This window comes from Lactiplantibacillus modestisalitolerans, assembly GCF_005405425.1.
GTDB classification, from domain to species: domain Bacteria; phylum Bacillota; class Bacilli; order Lactobacillales; family Lactobacillaceae; genus Lactiplantibacillus; species Lactiplantibacillus modestisalitolerans.
Window position 1 is genome coordinate 39813 of the sequence record NZ_BJEA01000013.1, and the last position, 21831, is coordinate 61643.

Annotated in this window: 23 protein-coding genes and 1 tRNA gene; 12 read left to right on the top strand and 12 right to left on the bottom strand. The window is 49.0% G+C overall.

The window, feature by feature from the left end; translation table 11 throughout:
• Nucleotides 1-14: 14 nt before the first annotated feature.
• A complete protein-coding gene (locus FFM79_RS08610) occupies nucleotides 15-1928 on the bottom strand; it encodes a heavy metal translocating P-type ATPase (protein ID WP_137643070.1) in 1914 nt (637 codons plus the stop codon).
• A gap of 122 nt (nucleotides 1929-2050) precedes the next feature.
• On the opposite strand from FFM79_RS08610, the gene FFM79_RS08615 reads away from it, so the two are divergent.
• Nucleotides 2051-3025: an SGNH/GDSL hydrolase family protein gene (locus tag FFM79_RS08615; RefSeq protein ID WP_137643071.1), complete on the top strand. Its 975-nt coding sequence runs from the start codon at nucleotides 2051-2053 to the stop codon at nucleotides 3023-3025.
• A 64-nt stretch (nucleotides 3026-3089) separates the two neighbouring features.
• A complete protein-coding gene (locus FFM79_RS08620) occupies nucleotides 3090-3884 on the top strand; it encodes an SDR family NAD(P)-dependent oxidoreductase (RefSeq protein WP_137643072.1) in 795 nt (264 codons plus the stop codon).
• Between the two features lie 67 nt (nucleotides 3885-3951).
• Here the strand turns inward: FFM79_RS08620 and FFM79_RS08625 are convergent, their stop codons facing one another.
• From FFM79_RS08625 to FFM79_RS08645, 5 genes are all read right to left on the bottom strand, one after another.
• On the bottom strand, nucleotides 3952-4650 hold the full coding sequence (locus FFM79_RS08625) for a YdcF family protein (RefSeq protein ID WP_137643073.1): 699 nt from the start codon (nucleotides 4648-4650) through the stop codon (nucleotides 3952-3954).
• Nucleotides 4647-5369: a demethylmenaquinone methyltransferase gene (locus tag FFM79_RS08630; protein ID WP_137643074.1), complete on the bottom strand. Its 723-nt coding sequence runs from the start codon at nucleotides 5367-5369 to the stop codon at nucleotides 4647-4649. The genes FFM79_RS08625 and FFM79_RS08630 overlap by 4 nt, the downstream gene beginning before the upstream one ends.
• 331 nt (nucleotides 5370-5700) lie before the next feature.
• The gene (locus tag FFM79_RS08635) at nucleotides 5701-6657 is read right to left on the bottom strand and encodes a Dyp-type peroxidase (RefSeq protein WP_137643075.1); all 957 of its coding nucleotides are present in this window, start codon (nucleotides 6655-6657) and stop codon (nucleotides 5701-5703) included.
• Between the two features lie 395 nt (nucleotides 6658-7052).
• Nucleotides 7053-7125: transfer RNA gene (locus FFM79_RS08640), tRNA-Ala, on the bottom strand.
• A gap of 55 nt (nucleotides 7126-7180) precedes the next feature.
• The gene (locus FFM79_RS08645; protein WP_137643076.1) at nucleotides 7181-7552 is read right to left on the bottom strand and encodes a hypothetical protein; all 372 of its coding nucleotides are present in this window, start codon (nucleotides 7550-7552) and stop codon (nucleotides 7181-7183) included.
• 106 nt (nucleotides 7553-7658) lie between these two features.
• On the opposite strand from FFM79_RS08645, the gene FFM79_RS08650 reads away from it, so the two are divergent.
• The 3 genes from FFM79_RS08650 (at nucleotide 7659) to FFM79_RS12645 (ending at nucleotide 9552) form a co-directional block, all read left to right on the top strand.
• Nucleotides 7659-7988 (top strand): hypothetical protein, encoded by a 330-nt coding sequence (locus FFM79_RS08650; protein ID WP_137643077.1) that lies wholly within the window; start codon nucleotides 7659-7661, stop codon nucleotides 7986-7988.
• Nucleotides 7989-8313: 325 nt separating this feature from the next.
• The gene (locus tag FFM79_RS08655) at nucleotides 8314-9312 is read left to right on the top strand and encodes a C40 family peptidase (RefSeq protein ID WP_137643078.1); all 999 of its coding nucleotides are present in this window, start codon (nucleotides 8314-8316) and stop codon (nucleotides 9310-9312) included.
• A gap of 84 nt (nucleotides 9313-9396) precedes the next feature.
• Nucleotides 9397-9552, top strand: coding sequence for a hypothetical protein (locus tag FFM79_RS12645; protein WP_170177426.1), 156 nt, complete (start codon nucleotides 9397-9399; stop codon nucleotides 9550-9552).
• Nucleotides 9553-9594: 42 nt separating this feature from the next.
• On the opposite strand, the gene FFM79_RS08660 is transcribed toward FFM79_RS12645, so the two are convergent.
• Both FFM79_RS08660 and FFM79_RS08665 read right to left on the bottom strand, forming a co-directional pair.
• Nucleotides 9595-9789, bottom strand: coding sequence for an LBP_cg2779 family protein (locus FFM79_RS08660; RefSeq protein ID WP_137643079.1), 195 nt, complete (start codon nucleotides 9787-9789; stop codon nucleotides 9595-9597).
• Nucleotides 9790-9895: 106 nt separating this feature from the next.
• Nucleotides 9896-11554: a phosphoenolpyruvate carboxykinase (ATP) gene (locus tag FFM79_RS08665; RefSeq protein WP_137643080.1), complete on the bottom strand. Its 1659-nt coding sequence runs from the start codon at nucleotides 11552-11554 to the stop codon at nucleotides 9896-9898.
• A 316-nt stretch (nucleotides 11555-11870) separates the two neighbouring features.
• Here FFM79_RS08665 and FFM79_RS08670 point away from each other — a divergent pair, with 316 nt between their 5' ends.
• Together FFM79_RS08670 and FFM79_RS08675 are read left to right on the top strand one after the other, a co-directional pair.
• Complete coding sequence (locus FFM79_RS08670) at nucleotides 11871-12539, top strand: TetR/AcrR family transcriptional regulator (RefSeq protein WP_137643081.1); 669 nt, start codon at nucleotides 11871-11873, stop codon at nucleotides 12537-12539.
• A gap of 164 nt (nucleotides 12540-12703) precedes the next feature.
• Entirely contained in the window at nucleotides 12704-13201 is a 498-nt protein-coding gene (locus FFM79_RS08675) for a MarR family winged helix-turn-helix transcriptional regulator (protein WP_137643082.1), read from the top strand.
• Between the two features lie 253 nt (nucleotides 13202-13454).
• On the opposite strand, the gene FFM79_RS08680 is transcribed toward FFM79_RS08675, so the two are convergent.
• On the bottom strand, nucleotides 13455-14432 hold the full coding sequence (locus FFM79_RS08680) for a DUF1002 domain-containing protein (protein ID WP_137643083.1): 978 nt from the start codon (nucleotides 14430-14432) through the stop codon (nucleotides 13455-13457).
• 172 nt (nucleotides 14433-14604) lie between these two features.
• Between FFM79_RS08680 and FFM79_RS08685 the strand changes: the two genes are divergently transcribed.
• The 4 genes from FFM79_RS08685 (at nucleotide 14605) to FFM79_RS08700 (ending at nucleotide 17028) form a co-directional block, all read left to right on the top strand.
• Entirely contained in the window at nucleotides 14605-14928 is a 324-nt protein-coding gene (locus FFM79_RS08685) for a DUF4870 domain-containing protein (RefSeq protein WP_137643084.1), read from the top strand.
• Between the two features lie 12 nt (nucleotides 14929-14940).
• Nucleotides 14941-15522: a TetR/AcrR family transcriptional regulator gene (locus FFM79_RS08690; protein ID WP_137643085.1), complete on the top strand. Its 582-nt coding sequence runs from the start codon at nucleotides 14941-14943 to the stop codon at nucleotides 15520-15522.
• 2 nt (nucleotides 15523-15524) lie between these two features.
• Entirely contained in the window at nucleotides 15525-16049 is a 525-nt protein-coding gene (locus FFM79_RS08695) for an O-acetyl-ADP-ribose deacetylase (protein ID WP_137643086.1), read from the top strand.
• A gap of 151 nt (nucleotides 16050-16200) precedes the next feature.
• Nucleotides 16201-17028: an undecaprenyl-diphosphate phosphatase gene (locus tag FFM79_RS08700; protein ID WP_137643087.1), complete on the top strand. Its 828-nt coding sequence runs from the start codon at nucleotides 16201-16203 to the stop codon at nucleotides 17026-17028.
• 120 nt (nucleotides 17029-17148) lie between these two features.
• On the opposite strand, the gene FFM79_RS08705 is transcribed toward FFM79_RS08700, so the two are convergent.
• Complete coding sequence (locus FFM79_RS08705; protein ID WP_137643088.1) at nucleotides 17149-17628, bottom strand: threonine/serine exporter family protein; 480 nt, start codon at nucleotides 17626-17628, stop codon at nucleotides 17149-17151.
• Nucleotides 17629-17639: 11 nt separating this feature from the next.
• Nucleotides 17640-18392, bottom strand: a complete 753-nt coding sequence (locus FFM79_RS08710) for a threonine/serine exporter family protein (protein ID WP_137643089.1) — start codon at nucleotides 18390-18392, stop codon at nucleotides 17640-17642.
• A gap of 216 nt (nucleotides 18393-18608) precedes the next feature.
• Between FFM79_RS08710 and FFM79_RS08715 the strand changes: the two genes are divergently transcribed.
• Entirely contained in the window at nucleotides 18609-19469 is an 861-nt protein-coding gene (locus FFM79_RS08715; protein WP_137643090.1) for an aldo/keto reductase, read from the top strand.
• A gap of 580 nt (nucleotides 19470-20049) precedes the next feature.
• Here the strand turns inward: FFM79_RS08715 and FFM79_RS08720 are convergent.
• Nucleotides 20050-21597: a bifunctional metallophosphatase/5'-nucleotidase gene (locus FFM79_RS08720; RefSeq protein WP_137643091.1), complete on the bottom strand. Its 1548-nt coding sequence runs from the start codon at nucleotides 21595-21597 to the stop codon at nucleotides 20050-20052.
• Nucleotides 21598-21831: the final 234 nt, after the last annotated feature.

Sequence of the window (21831 nt, forward strand, 5' to 3'; positions counted from 1 at the left end):
TTTGATTGAAACTGTTAGGCCGGATTGGTTTGTGGTTGGGTTACTTGAGCTTGTTGCTTGTCAAACTTAGTCCGGAACTTGATTAAACGCATTGCGTTGAAGATTACGACGAGGATGCTGGCTTCGTGAACGAACATCCCACTAGCCATGTAAATGTAACCGAAGATTAAGCCGATTAATAAGAAGACAACGGTCGCAATCGCGATAAAGATGTTTTGCCGGGTGTTGGCAACGGTGTGCTTAGCTAAACCGTGCGCGTGCACGAGGGCTGGGAAACTTGATTGCATTAAGACGATGTCGGAAGTGTCAATCGCAACGTCGGTCCCACTTCCCATGGCAATCCCGATGTCCGCGTTGGCAATCGACGGACTGTCGTTGATGCCATCACCAATGAAGGCAACCGTGTTACCATCCGCTTTGAGTTGCTTGACGTATTCCACCTTTTCTTCAGGCAGGAGGTTGGCGTGAACTTCGTCGAGGTTCAGTTTCCGAGCAACGGCTTCGGCGGTGAGCTGGTTATCACCGGTTAACATCACGAGCTTCTTGATTCCTTGTTGCTTTAAGGCGGCTAAGGATTCCTTGACGCCTGGACGGATTTGGTCGGCAATCCCGAAGGTCAATTGCACTTGACCATCAACGGCCATGATGACGGTTGACTGACCCGCAGCCTGGAGTTCCTTTAAATCCTTGGCTTGGGCGGCCGTTAAGCTAACTTGGTGCTGGTCCATCATCTTTTGATTCCCAATGATGACGGTGTGGTCGGCAACTTTAGCGCAGATTCCTTGGCCCTTGACCGTTTCGGTGTCCGTTAAGGTTGCGGTTGGTTGGTCACTTGGATGTTGTTGGGCATACGTAATAATGGCTTGACCAAGTGGATGGTCCGAGACGCCTTCAATGGTTGCGGCTAGGGCTAATTGATCATTTAAATGATCGGTGTATGAGCGTAAACCAGCAACGGTAGTTTTACCTTGCGTTAAGGTCCCAGTCTTATCGAAGACGAGGGTGTCAACTTTGGCGAACGTATCGACGACTTCGCCACCTTTGATCAAGATTCCCCGCTTGGCACCATTCCCAATTCCGGCAACGTTTGAAACGGGCGCGCCGATAACCAGGGCACCGGGGCAACCAAGAACCAGAACGGTAATCGCTAAGCGAAAATCACGCGAAAACGCGAACACTAATGCTGCTAAAACGATGACGGCCGGCGTATAATATTGAGCAAACCGGTCGATGAATTTTTCGGCCTTCGACTTCGTATCTTGGGCTTCTTCGACGAGTTCGATGATCTTTGCAAAGGTCGTATCGTCCCCAACTTGGGTCGCTTTGATCTTTAAGTAGCCGTTTTCGACCATTGTCCCGGAATAAACGCTATCTTTTAGTTGCTTATTGACTTGGCGGGATTCACCGGTAATGGAAGATTCGTTTAAATAGCCACTACCTTCAACGACTTCGCCGTCAACGGGAACTTGGCCCCCGGTCTTGACGAGAACGATATCGCCCTCGTCAACGTCATCGACGTCCATGTCTTCGGTCGTGCCATCCGCGTTAACGACGGTCGCCGTCGTTGGGGACATGTCCGTTAAGCCTTTGATGGCCGTCCGTGTTTTTTGGAGCGTTTTGCTTTCGAGGTAGGACCCAAAGAGGAAGAGGAACGTAACAATGGCAGATTCGTTAAACTCCCCGATGATGAAGGCCCCGATAACCGCGATGCTGACGAGTAGTTCAATACTGAAGACCTTATTGCGTAACGCGCTCCAGGCCCGAACGGCGATTGGAACGGCCGCGATAATGGATGCAATGGCGAGGGTTACTTGATAGCCCAGGGTGAAGTTAAGCAAAAACTTGCTTAGTTCACCGAGTACGATCAAAATCCCAGTAACGAGTGTAATGTGATTGGTATGCTTGGTTAAAAATAATTGGAATTTCATGACTAGGCGCTCCTTTGTTGATTTGATGACTCTAGTATAGCGACGGTGAGCGTGCTCGAACTTGATAGGGGTCAAGTTTTGTAAAAAGGGGCTTTTTTTTTACGAGAAAGGAGCTTGAAACCGTGCAGTATCAAACGACAACCGCCAACAATCCGTTGATGCCGGCCTACTTTTTAGGCCGCTGGGCCGTGAAAATAATTGACGGTACGCGGGTGATGTATAGTACCAATCTAGGTGCGGAAATGTGGACGCAAGTGACGAACGCGCAGTTTGTTCGACTGAGTTTATTAGATTTAGCGGCCGACTTACCGAGTTGGGTGGCGTTACAAATTGACGGGTTGCCGTACCAACGCTACGCCGTGACGGCCGCACCAATTACGGTGACCCTGGATGGTCGGCCCCACGTTTTACGCTTAGTTTTAAGCGGTAATACGGATGAAGATTTGGTTTGGCAAGGAACGGCCGGATTTGCGGTTAAAAGCTTAACGACGGATGGGCAACTGACCCCGGTACTGCCGGGCCGCCGGAGTATGACGTTGATTGGCGATTCCATTACGGCCGGCTGCTGGGTCGCGGGTCGGCAACCGGGGGAAGACTACCGGGCGGAACAAAACTACGCCGCCGTGGCCTGCGATTTACTTAACGCCCGCGACGTTCGAATCGCTTACAGTGCGGCCGGACTCAGTAAACCGGGGACGGGTGGCGTGCCACCCTTACCATACGTTTTAACAGCCCTGGATGCGCAAACGCCGTGGCAGCCAGCCCCAACTGACGTGGTCGTGATTAACGTGGGAACGAACGACGGCCGCATTAGGGGGCCTGAATTTGCCCAGCAACTAACAGCCTTTATCAATCAGGTTCAACTGGCCTATCCGAATAGTCGCTTAGCGGTCATGATTCCGTTTAACCAGCGGTTTGACCGGGTGATTCGCCAGGTAGTTAGCCATTTCACGGCCGTTACGTTAATCGAAACCGTCGATTGGCAACCAGCCCTCACTGACCACGTCCACCCCAACTTAGCCGGCTCGCAAGTTGCCGGGGCGCGGTTGGCGCGAGCTTTAACCATGCTGATGCCCCAGGTATTTAAAAGAGACTGATTAATTGGGAAATCACGAGTTTTAAGTTAGACTAGCGGTATCAATCGTAAGTGGAGGACATGTTATGGAAATGCAATTAGCCCATCGCCGGGTTTTAGTTACGGGATCGACCAAAGGAATTGGGCGCGCCATTGCAACGGCATTTGCTCAGGAAGGCGCCGACGTGGTCGTCAACGGGCGCAATGCCGAGACGGTGCAAGCCGTCGTTGACCAACTGGCACAGGATTATCCGGAAACCACACCGATAGCCGCACCGTTTGATATTAGCAATCCTGAGCAAGCACACGCCCTGTTTGAAAGCGTGCCAACCGTTGACGTTCTGGTTAATAATATGGGAATTTTTCAACCAATGGCCTACGCGGACATTGACGACGCGACTTGGAAACGGTTCTTTGATATCAACGTTTTAGCCGGTAACCGGCTTGCCAAGCACTACTTACCGGCAATGTTAGCGCAAGACTTTGGCCGAATCATTTTTATCGCGAGTGAGGAGGCCGTCATGCCTTCGGGCGAAATGCCGCAGTATTCGATGACTAAAACGATGAACTTATCATTAGCAAAAAGTTTATCTAAGTTAACCGTGGGAACCCACGTGACCGTGAATACCGTGATGCCCGGTTCGACCCTAACGGAAGGTGTCCAGCAAATGCTTGCGAAGATGTACGCTGATTCGGACCTCCCACAAACGGAATGGGAACACGATTTTATGGTGCATCACCGACCGCTTTCACAAATTCAGCGCTTGATTCGGCCCGAAGAGATTGGCCGTTTAACTGTCTTTGTGGCGAGTCCACTTGCTAGCAGCTTTTCAGGGGCAGCCATTCGTGCGGATGGCGGCATGGTGCCGACAATTTATTAGGACGCAAAGATTATTACTTGGAAACGCAAAAAAGGCGGTGACGGTGGTCATCGCCTTTTTTAATGATTTAGCGTTTACGTTGTAGAGTGGTTCTCGCCAGCTGCTGGGCCGCGCTTAGGGCGGTTGCTGGAATCGATACGTGCGGAATGAACCCAGCGCCGTTCGGGCCATAACCGGTCGGGGTATCGTGCAAGCGCTGAAATTCGCCGAGCACGAGTTCGGTGAAGTAGGCGGTGGGCCAATTGGCGGGCGGTTGGGTGTTATTTTTCAATCGGAGTGGTTCAAGTTGGGTTAGGGCTAAGGTTACCGGGGCAAACCGGTCGAAATGAACCGCGGGCCCCCAAACTTGTTGAAAGGTGAGGGTCGCGCGGCGAGCCAGCACGGGATCCTGAACTAACAAAACGTGCCGCCAAGATTGGGGTGCCAGCGCACGGGCGTTCTGAGCGTTACTACCGGTATTCGTTGAAGTCGTGTCCAGCAGACAGTTGCCGGTGTAACCGGCTTGACGAACAACGGTGGCAAATAGTTCAGCTTCACTCAACTGATTGTGAACGCCTAAGTTTTGGCGCAGGTACTTGGTCGCGTGGCCGACCCCACCAGCAATCACAATACTTGGAAGCTGATAATCCTGGGCAATGTGGCTAGCTAACACCGCAGTACTTGGCAAACTATTGCCGCAAAGAACCAAACCGTCCAGGTGGGCGGGGAAGTCGGTGGCCGCGGTTAGCCAGCGGAGCGCCTGGTTAAAAGTGGTTAAAGTTGTCATGAGACGCCTCCCGTTGGTTTGGTGCCAAAGTGGGCCGCCGCCGCGCCAAAGTTAAACCGCTGATAGTGGACGGCTTGAAAGCCCGCCGTTTTGAACATGTCAGCTAATTGCTGGTAACTCGCAAAGTGGCGGGTGGTTTCTTGTAAGTATGAATATTCTTGGTATTGATGGGCGAACAGGCGGCCAAACCAAGGGACGACCTTGGTGAAGTACCACTGCCAAACGGGTTTGATCAGGGCCTGATCGGGTTGCGACGTCTCCAAACAGACTAGTTGGCCACCGGGCTTTAAAACCCGGTAAATTTCGGCGAGTGCCCGCTGCTTATCGGGTAAATTGCGGAGCCCGAAGCCAATCGTCACGAGGTCGAAGGTGTTCGGCTTAAAGGGAAGCCGCATCGCGTTGCCGTGGCGAAGCCACACCTGGTCCTGAACGTGGGCTGCGCGCACCTTTTGTTCGGCGTAGGTCAGCATTGGCAGTGAAAAGTCGAGTCCAATCACTTCACCAGGAACTTGAAGCCGCTGTGCAATTGCAATCGTCCAGTCACCGGTCCCACAGCACAGGTCGAGTGCGTGTGCGGTTGGCGCGAGCTGGATTTGCCGCATTGTTTGAGTGCGCCAGTGGCGGTGCGTGCCCAAGCTAATGATGTTATTCATACGGTCATAGTTAGGGGCGATGGTGTCAAACAAGCCCCGAACGTTATGTAAATACTGATTTGCCATCCTGATACCCACCTTTACGTGTCTTACCCATAGTTTAGCAGAAAACGGTTTATTCGGTTGAAAAAGCCGCTCCGTTCGCAGACGGACGGTCTGCAAACGGAGCGGCGGAATGAGGCGGTGACAAAGGTCATCGGCTTGTTAATGTTTTTGAATGGAAATCGTCTAAGCGTGTTCAGACCAACCCGCTGGGCTTCACACTCTAAACGTGCTCAGCCCAACTGACCTCTGCGCTTGCTATGCTAAGGTCACAATACCCAACCCCGGCATCATGCCCTTAGCTAGGCAATGCTCAAGGTCAACCCGTTGGGCTTCACACTCTCCTGGTTACCTTCTAATGAAATTCATCCTCGGCAATCTTAGCCAATAGATCCCGTGACGGAATAAAGAAAACTTGGCCCGACAAGATGGTCGAGAAGGTGAGTAGGAAATCGCCCTTTTCCACCATGTTAGTCAACATGCCCTTAGTCACGGACCAGTAACGGGAATAACCAATAAAGTAGGTTCCAGTGTTACCGGAGGCCGGATTGGAGAACGGCACGTTCATCCGCACGATTTTTTGCTCGACCCCGTCAACCTCAAACTTCGAAGCGACGTTATGGGCGTTCTTAAACTTATCTTCATCTTCAAGTTCAAAGTCACTGAACTTTTCACGCCCAACGGCTTTTTCTTGGTCCTCAGTCTTCATGTGTTCCCAAACCGGCATATCGTGCTGCCATTTTTGGGCGAAGGCGTAGGAGCCATTTTCAAAAATCGGGTCTTCGTCGCCAACTAAGGCGTAGTCGGCCGCATCTTCCACCGCTGGTGCTTCGGTGCCGTCGATAAAACCGATAATGGCGCGACCTTCAAAGTACCGGAAGCCCTTGGTTTCGTCGATAACCGTGGTAATTGGTTCAAGCACGCGGCGAAATTGGGTTTGCGTCTCATAAACGACGGCTTCATCACTAGCTCGGATATGGAAGAAGAGGTCCCCCGGCGTCGCCGGCATACTGTACTTGGGTCCGGAAAGCGTTTCGTAAGTTTCTAACTCACGGGGCTTCGGGGCGTCCGGGAAGAGGTAGTCCCAAGCGGCGTTACTAATCCCGATGGACACTTTCAGCTGGGTGCCGGTTTCGGGTTTAGCGTCGCGGATGCGCATGGAACGAATGATCGCCTGTGAACGGTCGGCAAATTCTTGGAAAACCGCGCGGTCGTTTTCGGGATTTTCGCGTTTCAGCGCGAGCACCGTAAACTGAACGTGTTCACCGACATCTTTCCAAACGTCCTGGGCGTGACTCGGATTAATTGACATGGTAATTCCCTCCTAATATAGCGTTAAGTTTAGCGTAGCGGAGGGGGTGCGGTTAGTCAATCAATTACATTGATTAACTGATAAATTAATGGGAAAGTGCGCGGGTAGTTATTAGTTGCGACTGTACAAACGGTTGCGTCGCGGGTGAATCAGATGGTTGCAACGGGCCGAAAATTACTAAGCTTAATGGTTAATTGAAGTAAAAAAAGAAGGTCACCACGGATGGCAACCTTCTGCTAATTTAATCTTCTGAAAGCGTTTATGATATTTATAAAAGTTACCCAAAAGGTTACCATCTGTTAAAAAATCCTGCCATTTTTGAAATTAATAAAGGGACAAGAAGCACTGACAGCAATCCTCACAGCTACTTATTCATATCTATAAACACACTAAAATGGACCCTACCGGATTTGAACCGACGACCTCCTGCATGCGAAGCAGGCGCTCTCCCAACTGAGCTAAGGGCCCAATACCTTTTCAGTATACCGCAAAATGAGTGAAGCGCAAGCCCCTAAATGGAAATTTAATGACGGCTGGCCCGGTGATTCGCATTACCGCGAATCTTGTGAACCCGGCGTTTAAAGCTGGGCTGCTGGTTGCTTTCAAACCTAAAGTGGCGCATGCGGCCGTTGAATGGCCGCCCCGCTAAGCGAAGTTTTAACCAATCCTGCATGACGGCAATCATACTTGTAATTTGGTCCACGCGGAGTTGCTCGTGTTGTTGGCGAGCAAGCGGTAATAAATTAGTTTGTAATTGATTAACTAATTTTTGATGATAATCGATTAATTCTTGAGTTAAGGGGGCGTCGGTATAGCGATTAAATAATTGTTGAATCGTTTGTAACGCATCCTTGATATCGCTAGGTTGATAATAACGGTCATTTTGATTAGTCACGAAAATCCCTCCTCATGCTTAATTAGTATAACAAATGAGTGGCGGGCGTGGTCAAAAGGTGCCAGTTCGGTTAAACTGTGGCTAGCAAATATGGGAGGCGCCAATTATGACAATCGCAACACCACTCGAACAGCAGGCCCAAGAAGTGTTAACAACGGCCTATAACCGCTACCGGCAAACCCAACTGAACCTGCCAGTCACCGTCGTCTTTGATCGTGCGGATGAAATCTACGTCGTCAAGCAACTTGTAACGGCGGCTAAGGCGTACGCGTTTGATGAGTTAATTGCTGACCGGATTGTGACCATTGGAACACCGGTGCTAATGCAAATGTACCAGCAGGCCCAACGGGCGAGCGTTATGAAGTTAAATTTTACTGGCAATGACGTACGGTGGCTACTTGGATTACCGCGGACCCATCAACGGCGACGACACTGAATAGAAAAATTTGTCATCTAAATGTTAAAAATTGTTTAAAAAGTCGGATTTTGGGCAAAAAAAGACCTAATTTCCGACTTTTTTGAATTTTTTTAAAATTTTTTTCAAATTAGTTCACGGTTTTTGTCAGAAAGGTTGTAATAATTCTGCTTGATATGACGCTGTTTTGCTCAAATAATGTTACGTAACTCAATTATTGTTACGTTTTTGTAACTTTCGTAACATAATGTTATTTTACTGGTATTTGTATGTAACACAAAATGAGTAGTATAGATGTTGGCTTGAAGTACATACGTGACATTCTTTTCTGGAGTGATCATTAATAATGAAAGTAAATTTTAAACAAGTAATGTTAGGGACTGCTGCATTAGCTGGTTTGTTAGTTGCCGGCCAATCAGTTGCTAACGCTGATTCAATGAAAATCAAAGCAGGAGATACGGTTTGGGCATACGCTCAAAAGTATCACGTTTCAGTTGACAAGATCGCTGAAGCAAATAACTTAAGCAACCCAGGTTTAATCATTGCTGGTCATACGATCAACATTCCTGGCGTTGAAACTGGTGAAGCAACCACTACAACTACGACTGCAAGTGCAAGCAGCTCGCAAGCAACTAGTGCCGCAACTTCATCAAGCAGCCAAGCAACCAGTGCCGCAACCAGCTCAGCTACTAGTGCAAGTAGCACGAGCCAAGCAGCATCAAGTAGCTCAGTTGCTGCTCAATCAAGTAGCACTTCCACTGCTAGTGCAAGCAGTGTTGCTTCTAATGCTTCAACGAGTTCCGTTGCTTCACAAGCAAGTTCAAGTGCTGCAACGAGCTCATCAACTTCACAATCATCCACGACCGCGGCTTCAACTAGTTCTAACACAGGTGTAACTTCATCAAGCTCAGCACAATCAAGTGCCGCTTCATCAAGTTCAAACACGAGTGCAACTTCAACTAGCACGCAACGTGCGACGACTTACAAGGCTGCTGCCCAAACAACGACTTCAACTGCAACGACTGGCTCAGTTATTGGCGCTGCTAAGACGTTCTTAGGCACACCATACGAACAAATGGACTGCTCTGCCTTCACGCAAGCTGCTTTTGCTAAGGCTGGCCGTTCAATTGGTCGGACGACTTACGCTCAAGCAACCCTTGGCACCCACGTTTCATTTAGCCAAGCTCAAGCTGGCGACTTAGTATTCTGGGGTTCTGATTCAGCACCTTACCACGTTGGGATCTACTTAGGCGGTGGCCAATACATCGCTTCACCTGACTACGGCGACGTTGTTTCAATCAAGAGCACCACTTACTTCACACCAAGCTTCGCCATCCACATGTAAGCTGAACCTTTCTACGGAAGGGACTTACAGTGAAGCGTTAGCTTCATAAATGAGTACACAAACATAGCGACGACCGGTGAAATTATGCAGATTTCACCGGTCGTTTTAGTGTCCAAAGATATCGTGTTCGTCCCGATTGGGGTTTTATACCGCCAGCAGCGGGTGTCACCGGTTGGCGGTAACACTGCGGGCATTGATTTGAGACTTGTTTTGACGCATGTATTAGTCATTGTCGTTTAGCGACAAACGAGGCTGTGACGGAAGTCACAGCCTCGTTAATTGCTATTTAGCCTTACTATTCATGAATTTTTTGAGTAATTGCAATTCTTCCTGGGTCGGCGTCGCTTCTCCAGATTTAATATTGTGGATCCGTTCGACGGAAATCCGACTGCCAAAGGCCAGATCATTGTCCGTGAGATGGTGTTGACGTTCAAATCCAATGATCTTTTCTGATAGTTGACTTAATGGTAGTTCCATGCTCCTCACCCCGATTATTAGAATTCGTATAAGTTCAGTGCGCTGCAACTGATACTTCTATTATAACCTTAATTTGGTAAAAACGGGGCCGTGAGCGATTGGTTTCTCATTTTGTTGACCCCGTTAGCTGTTGCTGCAACTTCGCTAAAATATCATGAATTTCGTGCGGTAAGTGGTCGTTGTGACTGTGCTGGTATTGATCTACAAAGTGGGCCCGAATATCCATCCGACTTGCAACTAGTTGCCGGTAGTCCTGATCAGCATAATCAACCGGAAAATCGGCTAATTTGAGGTTCTGCATGTGGTCCAAGCCACCGAAGGACTCCCACTCAGCAGTCTTATTAACAATCGCTTCTAGGGATCCCAGGGTGGTTTCTTTAGGGACCTTGTGTTTACCGAAGTAGCCGGTATTAAGCAGGTAACAATCGACGTGGCGTTCTTCGAAGAGGGCTTTAAAGTCGTGATAATCTTCAGAGAGCGGGTAAACCCGGAACGGGTTCGCGAATGGTTCGATGACGAGGGCGTTGCGATCAACGTTCCCAACTAAGTTTTCGGCGGAACTGCGCTTCGTCGCTAGCGTTACCCCGAAGGTGGCAGCCAGTACCGGGTCGTCAACTTTGATGACCGGCGGTAAACTATCATCCTTCATAATCCAAAAGATCGCGTTAATCGGGGCGTTTTCCTTATCAACCCGGTTGGTCGAAGCGTAACGCGATTTAATCGTTCGGCCGTTCCCGTTACGTAAGTCCTCGGTAACCAGCACTTTCCGCCCCTGGTCGTCACGCGTAACGCCGACGTTTTGGACCGTCATAAAGTACTTCGGTTCGTTGGACGTCATCGGGTAATCGTTCGTCTTATCGAAATAGGATGGCTCCAATGCGACCGAACTGCCGTCGTGGCGGTTGATGACGAAGGCGTCGTCGTGCAGGACTGTGATATCATATTTGTAGCCGTGCTTGGCGTGCGTGAGCGTTGATTTACCAGAACCGGAAAGGCCGAACATTGCAAAGACCTGATCTTGTCGGTCGTCGAAATGGAAGGCTTTTAAGCCACCGTGACAAGCAACGTAGCCGTGCCGGTGGGCGATTGACCAAGCCAAGGTTAACGTGGATTTCTTCAGTTCGCCAAAGTAGGAGAGCCCTAAAATAGCTGCCACGTTATGTTCGGGATCAAAGAGGGCGAGCCCGTCCGGATAATCCGGATCGTGGTAGGTTGGGTCAGCGTAGATGTAAATATCGCCTTCAGGGTAGGCGGTGGACTGGTTAAACATCTTTTGGTAGGCTTCGGTAATTGGCTGGAAGTTCAACATATATGAAAGCAAGTTGTTGGCAAAGCCTTCCGGAACAGCTAAATGAGCACGAACAATGAAGTCTTCATCCAACCCAACGAAGACGTCAGTTTTAATGAATTTGCGCTGGTGACCAGCGTAGATTGCCTGGCGTAACCGGCCAGCCATGTCGGCCTCATCAACGCCGGGATTACCTAAAATTCGCCGGGCTTGGGCGGTCCGGCCAACGACTTTGCCGGTATTGGCGACCAGCATTTTGGCGTCGCTAGGCAAGCCGAGGTCGGTGGGCCGATAAATTGGTAGGTCGGTGACCACGGTACCGGGGTCCTGGGTGGCCAGTTCGTAGGCGGTCGCGACGTTGGCAACGTGCGTCATGTTGTTAGCATAAAAGGCCGTTTCGACGGTCGATCGGATCTGTGAGAAGATGGGATTTTGACGGCCGATTTCGGCTAGTTGGTATGAATTCTTTGTGCTCATATTGCATGCCTCCCTGAATATTTGTTAAGTTTATTTTAGCACAGTTTCATGGTGTTGAAAGCGCTTTATCAAAGATGCTATCACCGAGCAATTTGAGCTTTAATTTGATTAAAATGACGCCGGAATAAAATTGTTTAAACGCAACCAACTAAATTGGGCTAAACTGGTGATACGTGGAGAATTGCGGGAACGTCAGGAAAAAAGGCGGAACCGCTTGCACCTAAAACTATATTAGTATAGTTTATTAAGGGGCGCTTTTTTAACGCAAAAATGGGTCGGATAACGTGCCGGCCAGAAGTAAAGAGGTGGACAACTAATGCCCAGAAAAAGGAATACACAACGTCGTATGGAGATTGTTAACACGGCGTTTCGGCTATTTGCCGAGCAAGGATATAATAACGTTCAAATGAAGGATATTGCGGACGCGTGCGACATTAGTAAGTCATTGCTCCAACATTATTTCCCTAAAAAAATTGTTTTATTAAGTACAATGCTAAATGAATTAATGTTAAGTGCTTTTATTTATGGCAACGAACAATTAACGGCTTTATCACCCGAGCAACGAACGATGATTCAGATGAGTTTTATGCTGCGAATGTTGGATGAAAACCCGCGAATCGAACACTTTATTCGGGACGTTTTTGAGAGTCCCGAATTGACGACTGAAATCGTTTTAGTAAGCCTGGATTGGTTAGAAGCAATCGGCGTTCAGGGGGAAGCTGCAAACATCCGGTATGCCATGAACTTCGCGGTTTCTGGCGGAATGGCGGTCTTTTTTAAGCGCAAGATTTTGCGGGCGAGTGTGGAGTTAATTGCGGAAAATATTGATCAGGCTTTTTACTTATTATTAGGTGAAGATCGCCGCAAAATTGATCAAATTTATTTGAGTACGGCGAAATACAATACGGACCACTATTATCAGCAGTTTATTGCCTACTTACACGAGCACGCAACCATCGATTTACGGGCCGAAATAAAAATTTAATATTATTTTCAACCTAATTTACTTGTATTTCATAAAATATACTAGTACACTTTAAAGCGGGGAAATGATAAAAGACGCTTACTAATAAAAAAAGCTATGGGGCGAATTATGAAGGCTGTATTCAGATAGTGATTCGACTTTTAGATTGAAAGGGAGACTAAACTATGAGTGAAGATATGGAATTTTTTAACCGGTTCAGCCACATGTATTTACATGGGTTTAAAAATCTATCAGATATGTTCGCCGAACCAGCGACGGAACACGGGATTACTTTAGATGAATTTTACATCTTGTATGATATTGCGGAAGCTAAGGGTAAGATTCGTTTGATGGATATCGCCGAAAGTCACGGTGTGACGCGTTCCGCAATTTCACGGTTGATCGGTCGCTTACTACGTAAGGACTACCTCTACCAAGAAGCTGAGGACCATGACCGGCGGAATAAAGTTTTGAAATTAACGCCTGAAGGTGCGCGGATCGAACACGCCGTCTTTACAGAGCTCGTATTGCGTAACCGGCAGTGGCGGCAATCCTTTAGTTTGGATAAGCAGTACCAGACTTTAGACTTGGTTGAAGAATTTATGGATAAATTCGTTAACGAAGATGCCGGTAAGCCAGCTCAAAAAGCCAGTTATGCTGATTTGAAACGTGCCGAGGCATAATCACGATGACGCGGGATTCCTTCAATCGAACCCCACGTTTTTATTTGGCCTAAAATGATACCGATTACATAAATGAAGCTTATTTAGGTCGAATTAATGCGTAGTAGGGGAAATTTATGGTTAATAATGGATGCTTGTTCGATTAATTAATTAATTAAAAGTACTAACTAGGCTACCAATTGGTGCAGAAACACAAAACGCGGAACCCCAAATGCCTTGGCGGTTCCGCGTTATTTTTTTACCCTGAAAGTTATTAGCTAATCAAATTAACCAGTGCTTGGAAAACAGAACTGAAGAAATTGACGATGGCGTCCCAAATCTTTTGTAAAAAGTTACGGTTTTCAGCCGTGTTGAGTTTGCTAAAGACGCCCTTGGCATTCGATTGAATGTTTTTCATCAGTGAACTGGCTTGATTCTTAAAGTTTGACGAATTTAAGGCCCCCGAATCCCGAATCTCAACGAGCAAGTTGATGATCTGCTGCTTCTGATTATTCGTGATCACGTTGGTTAAATTGTTATTCGTAATTTGCTGGTTGACGATGGTGGTGATTTCGTTTTTGGTTACGTCGGAACCCTTCTGGGCCATTTCCTTTTTGGCCCCGGCCACCGCATTGTTCAATTGCGAGTCGGTATAACCATCCTTATCTTTGTTTTCCTTAGTAATGTCACTCAGTGTGCTGAGCTCGTTTTGCGCGGCGTTCACTTGCTTGGTATTTAACGTTTCGCCGTTTTGGGCGTAAGCTGCGTAAACCCCAGCGAGGGCTCCCGAACCATCAATCGGGGTGGCTGACGTCACGTAAATGTTGGCATCGCTGATTCCGGCGGTTAGGGCCGCGTTTTTATACTGGTTGGCGGTAATCGTGGTGATATTATTGCTACCGTTATAATCTAAAATTTTGACGTTGATTCCCGAACCAGAGCTGGTCTTTTGAATCATGGCACTCGACCAAACGCCTGAATTACTCGTAAAGCTTTCACCGGATGGGTTTAAGTACTTAACGAGAGTCGCCCCGTTGACGGTCAAGGTTTGATAATCCGCCCCGTTGAGGCTGGCAGTTAGCGTATTGATAGTTCCATTCTTTTGTGAGCTGGTCAGACTACTACCCAACGTTACGATTGGGGTGTCCGAACTCGTTTCGGCGTTGGCGGTTACTTGCCAACTAATTAGACCGAAGCACAGGGTGGTCAAAAGAGCCACCCAATTGAATTTAAAGCCGATTTGTTTCAGCATAATGATTCCTCCGCATCTTAATTAAGTGCACCTGTATTATACCAGAGCGGGGGAACGTAAGTTGGGGTCGGCGACTAAATTTGAAAGACTTATAAGGATTTTTAGATTTCTTTATTATTTGCCGCCGAGTATCGATTTCGCTATACTCAAATTAAATAGGGGAGGGATTACCATGGCTAATAATCGATTAATTAATAGTTTGAGTTACCTCAGTATTTTATTTTTACCGGTACTATTTCCGTTAATTGTCTGGCTGATGACGGGCAATAATCCGGATGCCCACCGAACGGCTGGCCGCGCTTTTTGGCTACATTTATTACCGACAATTTTAATGATTATTTTTTTAATTATCTTTGGTATCAGTGGTTTTTACCTGAACGACGTGGTTAAAAGTGGTTGGATCGCAATCATCGTGTTGCCGGTGCTGGCATTGATCGCAATTGCGAGTTACCTATGGTCGCTTATTCGCGGCATTCAGTACTTGCTTGCAAGTTAGGAGGAATGGCTAATGGCAACGACTTTAACACCGATTGAAGCCCGGCGTGCTATGCTGATGCAGTTTTGGCGTGCCGGCTATTATCAGACGACGGTGGCGGATTTGGCGGCGGCCGCCCAGTTATCGCGTTCCCAATTTTACCGGCAGTATCATAGTAAGACCGTCGCGGCCCGGCAGTGTTTACAACTGTATCAGGACGTGCTTAACCAAGAATTGACCCGCTTAGTTGCGCGGGAAAAAGCCCGGCAAACGCCCCCGGCCGCCATCATCAGCGCTTGTTGCTTGTGGCCGTTTCAAAGTGACCAGTGGCCACGCGGCTGTTGGATGGTGGACTTATTAGCGACGCTCGCACCTGACCAGGCGCCGGTTCTAACCGCGCAATTGCAGGCGTTGTATGCGGATTTGCAGAGCCGGTTTGTGGGGTGGTTGGCACCCCAAGCGGCCCAGCTTGACGCGCCGTTAGCTGAAGTGGCCGCGAGTTTGATGCAAGTGCGGACTGGTTTACAATTACTGGCAAAACAAGATCCTAGTGCAGCGCAGTTGAAACAACAAGCAACGACAAGTGTGAATTTGATTTTAAAGGGGATTGCATAAGGATGGCAACGATTAAAGTTGAACGGGGCGACATTACAACGGTTGCGGTTGATGCGATCGTGAACGCGGCCAATACGAGTTTATTAGGTGGGGGCGGTGTTGACGGTGCGATTCACCAAGCGGCTGGGCCGCAATTGTTAGCGGCATGTCGCCAGTTAAACGGTTGTCCAACGGGTGAAGCTAAGCTGACGGATGGTTATGAGTTGCCCGCGAAGTACGTGGTGCACACGCCCGGCCCAATTTGGCGGGGTGGTCAACACGATGAGCGGCGACTGCTAGCCAATAGTTATCGAAATAGTTTGAACGTGGCGGCGCAGGCGGGGTGCCAAACGGTTGCGTTTCCGTCCATTAGTACCGGGATTTACCACTTTCCGTTAGCGATTGCGGCGCCACTGGCATTACGAACGCTAGCGACGACTGCGGCCACCACCGCGAAGTCCGTTAACGAAATTCGAATAATTTGTTTTGACGCTCAGACCGAGCAAGCGTACCAAACGGCATTGAAAGCGTTATTAAAGGAATCTTAACTAAAAAAGTGCCCGTGAACGCTATTATCAGCCCACAGTGATTGTTATAATGTGACTATGTTGCGGTCATCGGGGGATGATCGGCATTGATTTCGGTCGGGTTATTGCAAGTGCGTGGTAGCCGACTTTGGACAAAGAAAGGAATACGCTTGTGTTAGATATTATTAAAGCGGTGATCCTGGGGATCGTTGAAGGGATTACCGAGTTCTTACCGATCAGTTCGACGGGTCACTTGGTGTTGGTGGACGAATTCATTAAGATGCAACAGTCCACGCAGTTTACGGACATGTTTAACGTCGTGATTCAGCTGGGGGCCATCATGGCGGTGGTTGTCCTTTACTTCCACAAATTAAACCCGTGGTCACCACGAAAGAATCATCAGGAACAGCGGGACACCTGGGTATTATGGAGCAAGGTGTTACTGGCGGTGATTCCATCGGTCATCATTGGGCTGCCACTCAATGATTGGATGGACGAACACTTAATGAACTGGGCCGTCGTTTCGGCTACGTTGATTATTTACGGGGTTCTGTTTATTGTGATTGAAAATCACAATAAACGTCTCACACCGCGGCACAGTAACTTACAAACGTTACCGTACATGACGGCGTTATTCATTGGGTGCTTCCAATTACTTTCCCTGATTCCAGGAACGTCGCGTTCAGGCGCAACCATTTTAGGGGCGATCTTAATTGGAACTTCCCGGTACGTTGCAACGGAGTTCTCATTCTTCATGGCGATTCCAACGATGTTTGGGGCGTCACTCCTGAAGCTGTATAAGTTCTTTGATCACGGTGGTACCTTAGTCGGGATTCAGGGGATGGTCTTGGCGGTCGGCGTGATTGTTTCCTTCGTTGTCGCGTACTTATCGATCCGGTTCTTATTAGACTACATCAAGAAAAACGACTTTAAAGCTTTTGGTTGGTATCGAATTATCTTAGGGATTCTCGTTATCGGTTACTTCGCTTTAGTCCACTAAATAATAATAAAACAGGGTGCGCCGCTTAGTCGACGCACCCTGTTTTTTTAGGCCCTATACTGATTAGATTGATAATTGCCGCCAGCAGCGGCCTGACACTAGTAACCAGCCTTCCATCCACTAGTGGCCTTGCGCGCGCCGCCCAGTGCCGAAAATTAACTGATTAATGAGCTCAGCAATTAAAAAGCCGATGGCGATTACGCCGGCAATGATCACGACCTGGCCCAGATAATGGTTGGCGAGCTGCGGCTGGCCCGTCACCAGGTTGCGGACGACCCGGTAGGATTGACCACCGGGCACGAGTGGGACGAGGCTCGGAATGTTAAAGATAATCATGGGCATGCGTTTATAGTGGGCGGCTAGGCCGCTGGTGACCCCAATCACGATGGCCGCAACGAGGTTACCAATGGCCAGTTTACCGTTTACTGAGACGGGGAGCGTTTGGTAGAGAATTTCATACGTTAGCCAGCCCGCCGCACCGACCCAACCGCTAAGATTGACGGCCCGTCGCGGAATGTTGAGGATTACGGCAAACCCGGCGGTTGCCAGGTACGCGAGAATCAGTTGAAGTAGGCCGGTTGTTAAAAGCCAAGTCAGCATACGGGTTCCTCCTAGTAGAAAAATGATGTCAGGGCGATGCCGACCCCGATGGCGCAGGCGGATAAAATGGCCTCAATGGCGCGAGCAGGGCCACTTAATAGGTTGCCGGTCATCGTATCACGGACCGCGTTGGTAATGGCGACACCGGGCACGAGCGGCATAACGGCACCGATAATGATGGCGTCGGGATGGTAATTGCCAGCCGTGAGGTAATTACCGATGAGGGTGATCAGGCCGATAATTAGGGCGCCAATAAACTCGTTAACGAACCGGATGGTGCCGAGCTCGCTAGTCCAGTAGTAGGCGGCAAAACCGGCCCCACCCGCTAAGCCGCAGGTAATCAAGTCGCTGGGGGTGAGATGGCCCGTAAACGCAACCATCAGGGTGACGCTGACCACAACGGCGGCAACGCAGAGCCAACTGGCAGGAAAGGTCGGGACGGCCTGGTTGACCTGCTGGAGTGCTTGGTAGAAGCCGTCTAAGTCGATTTCAGTGGCCGCAAACCGCCGGGACAGACTGTTTACTTGGTCGACCTTTTCAAGGTCGATACCGCGGCGGTGGATGGCCCGAACCTGACTCGTTTCGTTTTCGGGTAACGAAACCGTAATCCCGGTTAGGAGGACGAACACCTGCATGTCCGGGTAGCCGGCATTGGTTGCGATGCGGTGCATGGTATCTTCGACGCGTTGAATTTCGGCGCCGTTTTCGAGTAAAATCGCCCCGGCAAGGAGGGTGGTTTGAAGCGTTTCGGTTAACGGATTGATGGTGAGCGGCCCCCTTTCAATAAGAATGATTATATTTTCGCACGAATTATGGCTAGCGTCACTAATTTTAAAGCAGAATGTTTGACGCGCCCCCCGGGAGGCAGGGTAAACTTAGGGTAATTGTTGGACCGCCTTTAGTGGGCGGCGCCACGTTAAGGACGAGCTTCAACCAGCATTACTAAAGTAGTGCCGGAATTAACTATTGGAGGGCTTTAAATGACAGCATTGACCAAATTAACCGATACGTACGCGTTAAATAACGGTACGAAGATTCCAATTGTGGGCTTTGGTACTTGGCAAACACCCGACGGCCAGGTCGCTTATGATTCAGTGTTAGCCGCGTTGAAAGCGGGTTATCGTCATATTGATACGGCGGCTGCTTATGGTAACGAAGAAAGCGTGGGTAAGGCGATTGCGGATAGCGGGGTCGCGCGTGAAGACCTGTTCGTCACGACTAAGTTATGGAATGCGGACCACGGTTACGAAGCAACTAAAAAGGCCTTGGCGACATCCTTGACCAAGTTAGGGTTGGACTACGTCGATTTATACCTGATTCACTGGCCGAACCCGGCACCGATGCGTGATCACTGGGAACAGTTGAACGCGGAGAGCTGGCGGGCTATGGAAGAAGCCTACGCGGATCGGAAAGCCCGGGCCATTGGGGTTTCAAATTTCCGGGCCAAGCACTTAGACGCGCTCTTAAAAACGGCAAAGGTGGTGCCGGCGGTCAACCAGATTTTCTTAAATCCGAGTGACACGCAGGATGAAGTGGTGGCGTACAACCGCGCCCACGATATTCTATCCGAAGCGTACAGTCCACTTGGAACTGGTAAAATTTTTGGCATTCCAGAGTTGAAGCAGTTAGCGGACCGGTATCATAAGACGGTGGCGCAGGTTGTATTGCGCTGGTCCCTCCAGCACGGATTCTTACCGTTACCAAAGTCGGTTCACGCTGACCGAATTGAACAAAATACGGATTTATTTGATTTTGAACTAAGCACGGCCGACATGCAGACGATCGATGGTCTTCACGGTGTTGCGGGCTTGGCGAAGGATCCGGATCAAACGGACTTCTAATGAAGAATTAGCCTGAATAAACAGGTTCTGTACTAATTGGTGTTGATATGCCGCCAGCAGCGGGTGTAACCGGTTGGCTGGAACACTGCGGGCATCGATTTGAGCTCACTCAGAAAACCACTGAGTAATCTCAAATACGAGCCTTATTCTAAGCCGGAAGCAACCCACTTCCGGCCAAGAATAATTTCGCAGTTGAGCCATGGTTACACCCGCTACTGGCTAGTCTTGCCTTAATATGAGACTTCGCGGCTGACTTTAGTGTCTCAATTGGTAAAGCTGATTTTGCGGGATGTTTATTAATTAAACTCAACCTTGCCCACTCACTCTGGCAAGCATAATGAATTTTTGGAAAGCTTAACTGGCATCTTTTTTGCGGATCAATACCATATATCATAGATCCAATAAACAAAGACCACGTTAGTATCGGTGAACTGCCGGTAACTAGCGTGGTCTTTGTTTATGGATTCATATAGTTGGTACGGATGCTTCCTAATCAGGTTAGTCGATAAAAGTGGAAACGAAGTACCTAGCCGGCTGGTCTCGGGCTCCTACTGGTGGCAATTCAAAGCCGATTTACAGCCTAATAGGACACCGTAAAGTTTGTGGGTTGGCTGGCCGTCACGACGGGGTGTTCCGCGAAGTAGTCGGCAATCAGGACCGTCATGTCAGTTGAGAGTTGACGCTCAATTTTATCGGTCTGATACATTGGGTAGTTCCCGCCACCGCCGGCCCGGTAATGGTTGAGCGTGACCGTTAATTGTTGGTCGGGTTGCACCGGTTGACCATGGTAGTCTAATTGAACGACCCGTTGACCAAACGGTTTGGTTAAATCAAACCGGTAGTCGATGCCACTATAAATATCGTAAACGTAGTGCCGTAACTTGGGCTTCAAGAAAGCGGGGTTCACCTGAACCTGACCGTCCTTGAGGATGAAGTAGCTGGCGCAGCGTTCCAACGCCCCCCGCAAATCGGCACCACTCACCGTTTCAACCGCGAGCTTATTGGGGTAAACGTAACTGTTCATGACTTCGCGCATCGTGACGTGTGGTTTAAGACCGGGAACGTCGTCGTTAAATAGGGCGGTTGCCGCAATGTCGGTCCCCGTCGCGGCCATTTCAACCTGGTTAATAAAGTTAAGGTACGGGTGGTTATGTAACCGCGCTTCCAGGTGGTCATGAACGAGCATGTTACCGTTGATTTGACCAAGCGGCGTGTCGAGCCAATCTTCCATGGCATGGTTGATGGGGGCAATTCGCTGCATTAGTGCTGGGTCTGCGGGCGCGTTAGCGACGGTTAACAAGTCGGCGTGCCGGTCGGTGATTTGTCCCCGTTCGAACGTTAGCGTAATTAAGCCAACGTTGGTGCCCCGCATACCGGGCTGGGTTACCGGGACGCCCTTAATACTGGTGGCGAGTTGCCGGTGCTGATGGCCGGTGATTAGGGCGTCGATACCCGGAACTTCGGCTAGCATGGCGTAACCGCGGTTTTCGCCGTTTTGACGTTCAGTTGGGTGGCCCGTTAGTGGGTCGCATTCAATACCACCATGGTAGGCAACGACGACGACGTCGGCGAGTTGCCGTAATTTAGGTACCCAGTGTTTCGCCGTATCCACAACGTCGGCAAAGTGGAGCCCGGCGATGTTGCGGGGTTGCTCCCAATGGGCAACGAACTGCGTGGTTAGCCCTAAAATAGCAACTTTGACCCCGGCGCGTTCAAGGATGGTATACGGCTTAGCAAACAGGGCGCGGTTTTGATCATCATGAATATTAGCCGCCAACATTGGATAGTGGCGACTAGATTCGCACAGGTCGAGGTAGTCGAGCCCGTAATTGAATTCGTGGTTGCCAAATACGCCGGCCGCAACCTGGTTACAATTAGCCAGCTGTGAATAGAGGGGGGCGGTTGCGCGGTGTCTTTTTGCAATGAAATAGGTCAATGGTGAGCCCTGCACGTAATCACCGTTGTCGATGACAATCGGCCAAACGTTGTCATTATCGTGCTTAGTTTGCTGGCGAATCACACTGGCGACGCGAGCCAGGCCAAATGGCGCGACGTTGTCCCTCCGACTATAATCCGTTGGTGCTAAGTAGCCGTGCACGTCACTTGTTGAGATTAATTTAATTTTCATTCCAGCTAGGCCTCCAGTATGTGTTTAAACTCTATTATAACAATATTCCTGAATTTAAACTTACTCGTGAACATAAACTTATTAGTTTTTTCACTGTGAAACAATTTGAATTATTATAGCAGCTAGTCAGAACTTCAAACCTTTTTCATATTTTGGTTAAAAAACGACCAAATGTTTACGTTATCATTAGTTAACGGATATAGTAACGATAATCGAATTACGGAGGAGAATGCT